Source organism: Cognataquiflexum rubidum (assembly GCF_022538115.1).
GTDB classification, from domain to species: Bacteria; Bacteroidota; Bacteroidia; order Cytophagales; family Cyclobacteriaceae; genus Cognataquiflexum; species Cognataquiflexum rubidum.
Genome location: NZ_JAKZAL010000005.1, coordinates 60,563 through 72,537, shown reverse-complemented (window position 1 = coordinate 72,537; position 11,975 = coordinate 60,563). Strand labels below are relative to the sequence as shown.

Here is an 11,975-nt window from a genome sequence, read left to right as displayed (position 1 = left end):
TTATCCGCGGGAAATTTTCTCCAGTCCCTCTATCAATGTATCCAAATCCGAAATCTTGGTGTACACATGGGGAGAAATTCTGACACAATGGAGATTTTCATACGAAATCGGCGAAGTTTGGATCTTGTAGGTTTTCATAAGCTGGTCAGACAAGTCTGTCGGACTGACCCCTTCTATGGAAACACAAGCCAAAGCGCAGCTGTACTCATGTTTCAGGGAGGTGTGGAGTTTGACTTTTGGAATTTCCAATGCCCTTGTTGCCCAATAATCTTTCAGGTACCGGATCCGTTCCTCTTTTCTTTTTGTACCAATGGCATTATGAAAGTTGAGTGCTTCGCCAATTCCCTGCTCGATCGGGAAGCTCCGTGTACCTAGATTTTCAAATTTTCGGATGTTATCACTCTTCGGATCTCCGGCGCATACCAATGGCCACACTTTAGATATCTTTTCTTTTTTGACCCAAAGCATGCCACTCCCAATGGGGGCAGAGAGATATTTGTGGAGGCTCGTGCCAAAGTAATCTCCCTCTAGGTCGGGAATATTGAATTCCAAGAGCCCATAGGAATGTGCACCGTCAATGATGACTTCTATGCCCTTTTCGTGTGCCATCCGGGCAATCTTTTGAACCGGCATGATCTGTCCTGTCCAATTAATGACGTGAGTGAGGTGGAGGATTTTGGTATTTGGTGTGATGGCATTTTGGTAAGCGGCCACAATTTCAGCATCATTTTCTACGGGGAAATTAAAACTCAGTTGCTTGTACACGATACCTTCCCGCATCTCCCGCTGTTTCCAGGCCAACATCATGTTTGGGTAGTCTTGATGGCTGCCGATCACTTCATCACCCCTATGTAGATCCAAGCCATAAATGACCGTCACCAATGCTTCGGTCGCATTTCTGTTGATCGCGATTTCCTCCGGCGAGCAACCGCCTAATTTTGCCAGGCTTTCACGCAGGTTTTCCCTGCCCTGATCCAAAATCCGCCACATGTAATACGAAGGTCCCTGATTAGACATCAGATTAAATTTTTCCACTGCGTTTTGGACAACTATCGGACTTGGCGAAACTCCGCCGTTATTTAACATGATCAGCGGATCAGAACTTGCGCTATAGCCCTTTTGGATCACAGACCAATAATCCTCCTTAGTTGCCATTTCAGAAGGAGAGATATTCTTATAATCTTCTGCTAGGGTGCCCCATTCCTGGGCATGGAGGTGATTGAAGAGGCTAGTCGCCGAAAATGCTCCGGTCAGGACTCCAGCTTTTTTGAGGAAGGTTCTTCTGTCAAACATGGAATAAGGTTTCATACAGCAGAAGCTAAAAATAATTTTGCTTTTAAGCAAAACTGCCAGAAAAAATGATTCCTGGCAGCCTTTCTCAAAAGAAATTTACAATAATAAAAACTTATGTTTTTTCCCCTTTTAAACAGTTTTAATGTATGTACGCAATTGCGCCAGTAGATTGGATATCCATTTAAATTCTTGTCTGCGGACTGAAATACCCGGTACATCGGTCTTCCGACTTCCGTCTTCCATCCCCATGAAGAAGAATATGGGGTTACTGGCAAAGAAGCGTATATCCATGATAGTTTTTATAATTGATCAAGCTTTTGCACTACCTCTAATTTTCATATAGAGTTTTTCCAAATCCTCCCTAAACAAAACCTGAGGTACAGGATATAGTGGATTGGCTTCCGCCAATGCCCTGCTGATCATTTCCGGTAAATCACTTTTTTTGATTTCCTCAATGTTACTTTTTATGCTCATTTTTTTGTTCATGTCTTTGAGGTATTGGACAAAAGCAGTTGCTTTTTGAGCGGTGCCTTGGTTTCCTTTAGCAATACCCAAATGGTCTGCAAGTTCGGCCAAACGGCCACTCGCCGCAGGTCCATAAAATTCCAAAACATGGGGCATGATGATGGCATTGGCCAAACCATGTGGATAACCATAGAACCCGCCAATAGTATGTGCAATCGCATGGACATAGCCAACATAAGCACGGGTAAAGGCTACTCCTGCCAAATACGAACCTTTAAGCATAGCAGCCCTGGCTTTTAGATCTCCAGGAACATTATATGCCTGCTGCAGATTTTGGTGAATGAGGGTAATCGCTTCCAATGCTGAGTTCCTTGTTTCCTTTGTATTGCTTCTACCGATGTACGATTCGACTGCGTGTGTCATAGCATCCATTCCGGTCGCCGCAGTGATATGGGGTGGAAGTTTTAAGGTAAGCTCAGGGTCAAGTACCGCATAATGTGGAATGAGGCAAAAATCATTGATGGCATATTTTTCGTGGGTTTCACTGTTGCTGATTACCGCAGCTAAAGTTACCTCGCTGCCTGTGCCCGCTGTAGTAGGCACTGCAATGAGCGTCGGAATTTTGAAAATTACTTTCAAAACTCCTTTCATTTTGGAAACAGGCATATTTGGACGGCTGACCCTTGCGCCCACTGCTTTGGCACAATCCATCGGAGACCCACCACCAAATGCAATAATGGCTTTACAATCATACTGATGATAAAGTTTCAGCGCTTCTTCGACATTTTCAATAGTCGGATCCGGGACTGTTTTATCAAAAACAGCATATTTACAGCCATTGACTCCAAGTGAACTTATCAGGTCTTCCAATAATCCCAATTTCATCAAAGTACTGTCTGTCACGATCAGTACGTTTTTGATTTTCAATTCTTCAAGCAAGCTTGGCACTTTCTTTACACTTCCCGGACCTTCCAACAGCACAGGTTTGCGCCAGGGAAGTAAGGGCATTGCCAATTTAAAAACTGTTTGGTAAACCCTGTAGTAGGAGCTTAGGATTAAATTTTTCATTTCAGTATATAAGAATTTATAGTAAGGAAAATCAATCAAAACAAAGATTGCTATGATCTGTAAGGGAAAATTAAAAATGGAAACCTCTAAAAATTGCTTTAGAAAAGCTCATTCAAATTACCCATCAAAACCACTTCAAGAGGCCATCAATTAACATTTCCTTTGTTTTGTTATAAGGTGGGAACAAAGGCGTAACAGCGGTGAAGCCGACCCTTTGCTTGAGAACTGATTTTTGGTTGGTAAATTCCAAGAACCCAAAATGTCCATGTGACTTACCGATCCCTGAATTGTTCACCCCCCCAAAAGGAAGCTCAGGATGGATAAAATGCAGCACACAGTCATTGGCGACAGCACCACCTGAACTGGTCTTTTTGAAAATGTAACCCAACTTCTTATCACTCTTAGAAAATGCATAAAGCGCCAAAGGCTTGGGCATTTTGTTGATAAAATTCAAGGCATCATCCAAGTTTTCATAGTCCATGATGGGTAATATGGGACCGAATATTTCATCTTCCATTACCATCATAGAATCTTTGACCATGGTAAGGATAGTGGGTTCTATGAAATTTTCTTCAGGGATATTTTTACCTCCTTTGGCAAGTGTAGCTCCGCTTTTACAGGCTTCCTCCACCAGTTGATTGAGTCGGTTGAAATGCCTTTCATTGACTATCCTGCCATAATCCGCACTTTTTTCAACACCTTGTCCATCGCTGGAATACAATGTATCAATGGCCTCATTTAAATTTTGGACAAATTCATCCCGTAAGGATTTTGGTACCAAAACAAAATCGGGAGCTACGCATGTCTGTCCACAATTGATGAATTTGGTGGAGGCAATTTTTCGGGCTGCGTCCTTCAAGTCCGCATCAGGCGCAATGACAACAGGTGATTTTCCACCCAATTCCAAGGTCACAGAACCAAGGTGGTCGGAAGCGGATCTCATGACAATCTTCCCAACCATAGGACTTCCGGTAAAAAAGATATGGTCAAAGGGCTTGGCAAGAAGCAGCTGACTGGCTTCAAGACCACCTTCTATTACGCTGACAAGGTTTTCATTGAAAAGTTCGCCGATCATTTGTTTGATCAGGGCAGAGGTGTGCGGTGTCATTTCCGAAGGTTTGATCATCACCGTACAACCTGCACTCAAAGCGGATACCAATGGACATATTGCCAGATTAAAGGGATAATTCCATGGAGCAATGATGAGACTTGATCCTTTCGGTTCAAATTGGATGTGTGCTTTTGTGCCCAAAAAGGTGACCGGGGTAGGGACCCGTTTCGTTTTCATCCAGTTCTTCAGGCATTTGATGGTATGCTTGGCTTCCGAAAGAACCGGGTAAATTTCTGTGATATCGGTCTCTGTGTAGGGCTTGCGGTAATCCGCATACATGGCCTTTTTGATGTCGTCCCTATGGCTCAAAACCCAGTCGTGAAGACTTCTTAGCAGTCCGATTCTTTCATCGGCAGTGCTGGATCTCATATTCAAAGAATGAGTTTTTTGCAAATCGAAAACCTTATCTATTTCGGTTTTCATCAATTCAACTTCCATTTTTTTCTACATTTTGATAAGGAAACAATTTTCATCCTTAAAATTTAGAAACCAATCTTTTTGAAATCGCTTGTGGCCTTTTTTCAAATAAAGATTCAATCATTCATCGAAATTTGGCAAGATTATCCAAAGATTCTTTACTGGAAACAATAAGTTTGAAGATTAATGAAAATTTCTCAAAAAACTGAAAAACGAGAAGTTTCTATTGTAAAAAGCAAAACCTAGCTTTTCATATTTCGGCGAAAAATGCCATCTATTTTATCTGTGCTTTTTCCTGACACTCTCGGGATTTCGAGCATTTCTCTGGTAGTAAAAGATTCTTGGTAAGTAAATTTTAAAAAATCTCAATTAAATATTCACGTATGAAAATTCGATTAATTCAACTGTCACTCATGTCTAGCCTTGCGGTATTTTTGGCATGTGAACCCAAACAGACCGAGACTACAACGGTTGCCAGTCCGGACGGCATAGACCGAACAGTGCTACCCATCAGACACCCGGAAAGGGTTAGGTACAGCGAACTCGATGTGCGTAACGCCACGCCTCCGCCAAGATTTGAAGTTACGGCTCCGAAAGACGCACCTAACGTAGTTATTATTTTGATGGATGATATGGGATTTGCTGTTCCAGAGACGTTTGGCGGTCCGGCCTATATGCCGACCCTCGACCGTCTTGCAAAAAACGGCTTGACTTATAACCGGTTTCATACCACTGCGCTTTGCACCCCAACACGGGCAGCACTGCTTACAGGATACAACCCACACTCCGTAAACCTTGGCATCATAACTGAATTAGCAACTGCTTATCCAGGGTACACTTCTATCCGCCCTCAATCTATTACCCCAATGGCTGAAGTCCTCAGGCAAAACGGATATAGCACGGCCCAATTTGGAAAAAGCCACGAGACGCCTACCTGGGAAAAATCAAGTAATGGACCACAAGACAGATGGCCTACCCATTCAGGCTTTGAGAAATTTTATGGTTTCCTCGGGGGAATAACCAACAACTGGGCGCCATTAATTTATGATGGTGTAACCATGATAGAAACTCCGAACTATCCGGGCTACCATTTCACCAACGACATGACCAACCAAGCAGTTTCTTGGGTAAACAAGCAGCAAGCTTTGCAGCCTGACAAACCATTCTTCATGTACTATGCACCGGGAGCAACGCGAGCGCCACATCATGCCCCTAAAGAATATTCTGCTAAATACAAAGGCAAATTCGACAAAGGATGGGATGTATTGCGCGAAGAAACCCTGGAGCGTCAGAAAAAATTGGGCATCGTTCCTGCCAATACAATCCTTCCTCCTAAACCAGAGCAAATTCAGGATTGGGCCGATTTATCTCCCGATGAACAAAAATTATTTGCCCGTCAGATGGAGGTTTTTGCCGGGTTTGCCGAGCATACCGACCATGAAATCGGCCGCTTGATAGATGCCATTGAAGAAATGGGTGAATTAGACAATACCATCATCTTCTTTATTGCCGGTGACAATGGATCAAGTGCAGAAGGTCAGCAAACAGGTATGTTCAATGAATGGACCTACTTCAACAGGGTAAAAGAAAATGTTGAGGATATGATGAAGCTCTATGACGAATGGGGTACCGAAAGCACCATTCCACACATGGCTTCCGGATGGGCAGTAGCTACCAATAGCCCTTTTACATGGACAAAGCAAATGGCTTCAGATTTTGGAGGAACCCGTAACGGTATGGTAGTGCATTGGCCAAAAGGCATTAAAGCCAAGGGTGAAATGAGAAATCAATTCGGTTTTGTCAGTGATGTAGCTCCAACGGTTTACGAAATAACCGGGATTCCATCTCCCAAAATGGTAAACGGCATTGCGCAAGATCCTATCGAAGGTACCAGTCTTGCGTATTCATTCGACAATGCTTCCGCACCGGAACAGCATACCGTGCAATATTTTGAAATTGGCGGTAACCGAGCTATTTACGAGGATGGTTGGTATGCCCGGACTATTCACATAGCGCCATTTTTGCCTGAACCATTTAATACGCTGGAAAATGATGTTTGGGAATTGTACAACACCAAAGAAGACTTCAGCTTATCCAATGACCTTGCGCAAAAGGAGCCGCAAAAACTTAAAGATATGCAGGCCCTCTTTATGAAGGAAGCCGAGAAATACCACGTACTACCCATTGATGATCGCACAGTAGAGCGGATGATAGCCGAGGTCGCAGGCAGGCCTACTGTAATGGCACCAGGAAGAACATCAATGACACTCACCAAGGATATGAAAGGACTTGGCGTTGATGTATTTCCTAGCTTACAAAATACGTCCTACACCATTACCGCCGAGATTGAATTAGGTCCGGGAGGAAATGGTGTTTTGGTTTGCCAAGGAGGGCGATTTGGTGGGTTATCATTCTATGTCAAAAACGGAAAACCTTTATTTACCTATAATTTCCTAGGATTGAATTCCACAACCATTTCTTCCACACAGTCTTTAGCCCCAGGAAAACACACCTTGGTATATGAATTTAAATACGATGGTGGAGGACCTGGTCGCGGTGGTGTTGGAACGATTTCAGTGGATGGAGAAAAAGTTGGTGAGGGACGCATTGAAAGGACACAACCGGGAATTTTCTCTGTTGTTGATTTGGCAGATGTGGGTGTGGATTTAGGAACTGTTGTGGCAGATTATGGTGCCTCAAGTAAATTTAATGGAAACATCAAAAATGTTACAGTCCAACGTATTGCTACAAACGTTCCGTCAGAAACTCCACCTGTAATCGATTAAACAGAAAGGTCAGCTCAATGACTTGCACTCAATGACAATGAGGTCATGGGGGTTTTAAAAGAAGAATTTCAGGGAGAATTTACTGCGGTAATCTCTTTGGAATTCTTCTTTCATTTCTCAATTAAACAGCGCAATCTCCCTTAAAAATTAAGAAAAAAGTCATGAATAAATTCGTATCAAACTTTAAATGGATCATGCTTATTTGCGGATTGCTTACCTGCAGCATGTTTCTTGGGCTTTTTTCACCTGAATCTTCCCTTGAGTCAAATTTTGGGGAACCGCTCGTAACAGGGCCTGAAAATATCGTTGTCCGGGGATGGTCAGCTTTAATAGGCCTTATAGGGATTATGCTGATATATGGCGCATTCAAACCTGCTGTTAGGGATTACTCATTGGTAATAGCAGGAATGAGCAAAACCATTTTTGTAATTCTGGTTCTTTCTTTTGGAAGTCAGTATATGAGTTTCGGCGCGGGGACTGCGGTAATTGTAGATATCATCATGATTCTATTGTTTGTCCTTTACCTCATCTTTTCAAAATCGTCTGAAAGCACCCCAACAAAAGTTTGAAACACCCTCATTTTTTTATCAAATCCAAGGACTGTCTGGACTACTTATTTTACTTATTTCGGCCAAGGTTGTCATTGCTGACAATCATAAAAAATAATCAATGACCTTGTAGATGCTGCCTACGCTGACTTTGTAGGTAAAAATAAAGAGATAGAGATTCTTTTTTTTATTCCACAATCCTCCGCGGTATATCCAAAGGCAATCTTGTCAGCAATTCATAATTTACTTGTTGGCTGGATTCTCCAAAGGAGGCGACAGTGATTTCAAGTTCGCCTTGAACACCAATGATAACAACCTCATCTCCCTTCATTACCTTTTCCAAATCAGTAACATCAACGGCGATGCTATTCATGGTCACTGTTCCTGTGACGAAAACGATCTTTCCGGAAATGAGGACTTTACCCTGATTGCTGAGCAAGCGGCTGTATCCATGGCCATATCCGATCGGCACCAAAGCAATCTGCATGTTTCTTGGCGTCATATAACTCGAGCCATAACCGATAAACTCACCCATTTTGACTGATTTGATATTCATCACGCTACTTTTCCAGCTGATAAGTCTTTTGAGAGGATTTTTATTGTTTACAGGCAAAGATTGGTACCGGTACATATAGGTTTCCTGTGTCGGCCAAAATCCATAGGAAGTTATTCCAATTCTGACTAGATCCATTTTTGTTTCGGGATAGAGAAGTGTCGCGGCCGAGCAGGCAGTATGGTACTTATCAAAATTTAGACCTTGTGATTCAAACCATGTTTTGAATTTCTTGTATAGCTTGATCTGCTTGCGGACACGTACATAGTTGCTGATGCTTTCTGCTCCTGCATAGTGGGTGCACAATCCTTTGAGTGAAAGTTGTTCGGCATTTTCTTTCAGAATCTCCAACAATGCTTCTTTTTCCTCCCATTCGAATCCCGTCCGATGGAATCCGGTTTCTACCTCAACATGGATTTTCGCTTTGACATTTAGCTTTTTTGCCACCTTGATTGCTGCATCCAATCTTTCAAATTCAAAAACGTAAAAGCTGATTCCTTTCTGAATAATTTCCTTCAAATCCTCATCTTCCAACATGCCCATAATCATGACTTCACTGTCAGATTTGCTTGAATTATGTACCCGAATGGCCTCATCTGCGCTGAAGGTACTGAAGTGGCGGATGCCGTTTTCTTCTGCGAGAAGTACAATGTTTTCAATACCGTGACCATAAGCATTTCCTTTGACTACTACCGATATTTCGGTTTTTGGACCGATATCAGATTTCAAAAAATCCATGTTTTGCCTGTAGGCTTGTCGGCTAATCTCTATGTAGGAAGTATGACGCATCCCGCAAATTATACAATTTGGAAGGATTGGAACCTATCATTTCCTCATTGGTTCTTTTTAAACAGTTTTTATGTAAGTACGCCTTCTTGACTTTTACTATCTAAAACTCGGAGTGAAGCGCAATTGAAGTGGCTATGGAATATCGACTGTGGTCTGAATATCTTTAGCTAAATCCATAAGGTATCACTTTAGTTTTTCGATGATTTCGGTAGCTTCTTTCCTACCTGAATTTTGGAGGAATTTGATTGCCTCTTCAGTTTTTTCTGATTTTAGCAATGATAATCCAAGATACCAATAAGCTTCTTTTTGGAAGATACTGGATTCCACCTGAGCCGTTTTTTCCAGGTAAGCTTTGGCTTGGTCAGGATTACCTACCGCAAGAAAAGCTGACCCTAGGAAATAATTTAAGGTGTCGTTGTCTGGCTTTTGGGCCAATAGTTTTTCCCATCTTGTAATGGCTGCTTGGTAATCTCCCGTCTTGTAATCGACCATTCCTCTGTCAAATTCATAATCGGTATTGGTACCCATAGCGGTGACCATCCCGGGATCAGGCAGGTAATAAGCCATAAATAATTTTTCATTTTCGGTAGAGTTTCCCACAAAAACCCAAAATGAAACGGCCAATAAAAGCAGAACTGATGCAGCGATGGCCAAAGGCTTCCACTTGAATTGTCTTTCGGGCAAGATGGGAATAACCGGTGTAGCTTTCAACTCCGAATGGTATTCGTCCAAGCTTTCTTTAAGGGATGCCCGCTCCACTTCCTGCAAAAGGACCTTGATGTCCTTGACATTTGCACGGAGTTTTGGGTCAAGGTTCAGTTCTTCTTCGAAGGATTTCTTTTCCTCATCAGTCATCAAACCAAGGATATAGCTCTCTATTCTTTCAAATTCCTGTTGCGAGATATTGTCTGTAGTGTCCAATTTTCAATGTTTTAGAGTATTCACTTTTTCTTTGAGGCGCTGAATGCACCTGTATTTGTTGTTTCGGGCAGTTGCCTCCGTCCACTGGAAAGCCTCGGCGATGGTCTCCATGGTTTGCTTTTGGAAGTAAAACCTTTTCAGGATTTCTCGGCAGTTTTCTCCCAATTTTTTGAATTCGGCTTCCATGTGGTTTTGCAAGGATTCCGAATTTCCTTCCTCCTCTTCAGACCTGTCATGTTTGGTCTCGAGGTTGGTGGTTTTTTGATATTTGGATGACCTTAGGTAATCCAACCATTTGTTTTTTGCGATTTGATACAAATATCCTGTGACTGCAGTACCGTTTTCGGGTATGAATTTATCTGACCTGACATTGTTCCAAACAGTAATGAAAGCTTCCTGAAATATATCCTTGGCCTGATCTTCATCACCGTTATTGGCCACCACATATTTTTCAATTTTTGGGTATTGGGATTGGTAAAGCCATTTGAGCACTTTTGGCTCATTTGACTTGATTCCAAGGATTAATTCATCTTGGGTAAAAGGATTAAAAGTAGGTTCCTGCATGATTCAAAACATTACAGAAATATACTATTTAAAGGCTTTTTTCCAAACTGAATTCTTTTGTAATCCCTTTCACCTTATATACTTACATCGAAAGAAACCTCAAATGTCATCAATGAATAAAAAAAATCAGCCAAGATTTCTTGGCTGATTAGGGTTGGTCGTCCCGGCGATAAAAAAATCAATTTTATCTTAAAACTGGTCAATGTCCAGGTAGACATTGAGGTTCTTGGTAAGCAGGTCCACCAAAAGTGCCTGATGGGCCTGTACGAATGGGTTATAAACTGCATTGTTGGTATAATCGGCGTTTCCGTTGAATATCAATGCTACTGCCATCCCATTGTTTTCTGTCATGTAAGAAGATCTTGTCCCCGGCAGGGCACCGTAGAAATAATACCTCGTATTCCACTTAACAATTCCATTTCCAAAGTTTGGTTCGAGAGGGGCAGGACCTGATGGTTGAATAAATTTTTGGTAAGTAGTGGCATCCAATATATCCGGACGGCTTGGGTTTCCATCAATGGCCGTTACAAATTTCAACAAGTCACTCGCATTGATTACCAATCCCCCATCTCCGTCCCTTCTTTCAATATTGAGGTTATACTCAAATCCTTTAGTACCCCCTTGCCCATAATATTTGGTTTCTTCTGGTTGAAGGTTTGTCATGGCCGATTTTCCCATCACAGCCGATGTAATCCCAAGAGGAGTTAAGAAATCATCTTTCATAAATTGATAAAAAGATTTTCCTGATACTTTTTCTACCACCCTTGCAGCCACAAAATAATTCGTATTGATATACCAATACCTTGTCCCCGGATCGTGTTTCAATAAGGCATTGTCCATCATCCAATCAAAAAACACCTTGTTATTCATCGTAGGATTGGAGTCGATAGCATCACGGTCATTGGCCAATACCCAACCTCCGGTGGTCATCTGGAGCAGGTTTTTGACAGTCACATTGAGTACCCTTGCGCCGTAGGCTTTGGTTCCGAAATCTGTCCCTAAAATACTTCCCGGACCAAAAACCTTGTCATCAAGGCTCAGCTTTCCTGCCTGAACCAATCTCATAATAGCCACTCCGGTAAAAGTCTTGGACACACTCGCCACCCGCATTCGATGGTTGGTAGTCATGTCAACGTTTCCCTCGACATCAGCTTTTCCATAGGCTTTTTTGTAAACCAGTTTTCCGTTTTTGGAAATGGCAAGAGATGCTCCGGGGATTTTGTAGGAGGCTAGAAAAGCTTCAATTTTTCCATCAATAACAGGAATGTCTACCTGTGTCACTATAGTGGGAGGTGTGGGATCGGAATCTTCTTTTGGACTGCACGACCAAATGAAAATGGATACAAGGGCAGAAAACAGTAGGCCTCGATACATGATTTTGGAGAAGGATTGGAATTTCATGGTTGAAAAGGTTTTGGTGAGCAATGGATTTTTGATGACATCGGGATTACTCCAAAATG

Annotated in this window: 9 protein-coding genes; 2 read left to right on the top strand and 7 right to left on the bottom strand. The window is 42.2% G+C overall.

Annotation, left to right across the window (positions count from 1 at the left end):
• The 3 genes from MMU05_RS07515 to MMU05_RS07505 form a co-directional block, all read right to left on the bottom strand.
• Positions 1 to 1,293, bottom strand: coding sequence for an aminotransferase class V-fold PLP-dependent enzyme (locus MMU05_RS07515; RefSeq protein ID WP_241141059.1), 1,293 nt, complete (start codon positions 1,291 to 1,293; stop codon positions 1 to 3).
• Between the two features lie 309 nt (positions 1,294 to 1,602).
• Entirely contained in the window at positions 1,603 to 2,826 is a 1,224-nt protein-coding gene (locus MMU05_RS07510) for an iron-containing alcohol dehydrogenase (RefSeq protein WP_241141058.1), read from the bottom strand.
• Between the two features lie 124 nt (positions 2,827 to 2,950).
• Positions 2,951 to 4,360, bottom strand: coding sequence for an aldehyde dehydrogenase family protein (locus tag MMU05_RS07505; protein ID WP_336246886.1), 1,410 nt, complete (start codon positions 4,358 to 4,360; stop codon positions 2,951 to 2,953).
• A gap of 377 nt (positions 4,361 to 4,737) precedes the next feature.
• Here MMU05_RS07505 and MMU05_RS07500 point away from each other — a divergent pair, with 377 nt between their 5' ends.
• The gene (locus MMU05_RS07500) at positions 4,738 to 7,140 is read left to right on the top strand and encodes an arylsulfatase (RefSeq protein ID WP_241141056.1); all 2,403 of its coding nucleotides are present in this window, start codon (positions 4,738 to 4,740) and stop codon (positions 7,138 to 7,140) included.
• Between the two features lie 161 nt (positions 7,141 to 7,301).
• Positions 7,302 to 7,709: a hypothetical protein gene (locus tag MMU05_RS07495; protein WP_241141055.1), complete on the top strand. Its 408-nt coding sequence runs from the start codon at positions 7,302 to 7,304 to the stop codon at positions 7,707 to 7,709.
• 166 nt (positions 7,710 to 7,875) lie between these two features.
• On the opposite strand, the gene alr is transcribed toward MMU05_RS07495, so the two are convergent.
• The 4 genes from alr to MMU05_RS07475 form a co-directional block, all read right to left on the bottom strand.
• Positions 7,876 to 9,030 carry an alanine racemase gene (gene alr, locus MMU05_RS07490; RefSeq protein WP_241141054.1) on the bottom strand — a complete coding sequence of 385 codons (1,155 nt, stop codon included), beginning with the start codon at positions 9,028 to 9,030 and terminating at the stop codon, positions 7,876 to 7,878.
• 183 nt (positions 9,031 to 9,213) lie between these two features.
• Positions 9,214 to 9,951: a tetratricopeptide repeat protein gene (locus MMU05_RS07485; RefSeq protein WP_241141053.1), complete on the bottom strand. Its 738-nt coding sequence runs from the start codon at positions 9,949 to 9,951 to the stop codon at positions 9,214 to 9,216.
• A 3-nt stretch (positions 9,952 to 9,954) separates the two neighbouring features.
• A complete protein-coding gene (locus MMU05_RS07480; protein ID WP_241141052.1) occupies positions 9,955 to 10,515 on the bottom strand; it encodes an RNA polymerase sigma factor in 561 nt (186 codons plus the stop codon).
• A gap of 189 nt (positions 10,516 to 10,704) precedes the next feature.
• Positions 10,705 to 11,916, bottom strand: coding sequence for a serine hydrolase domain-containing protein (locus MMU05_RS07475; protein WP_241141051.1), 1,212 nt, complete (start codon positions 11,914 to 11,916; stop codon positions 10,705 to 10,707).
• Between the last annotated feature and the right edge of the window lie 59 nt (positions 11,917 to 11,975).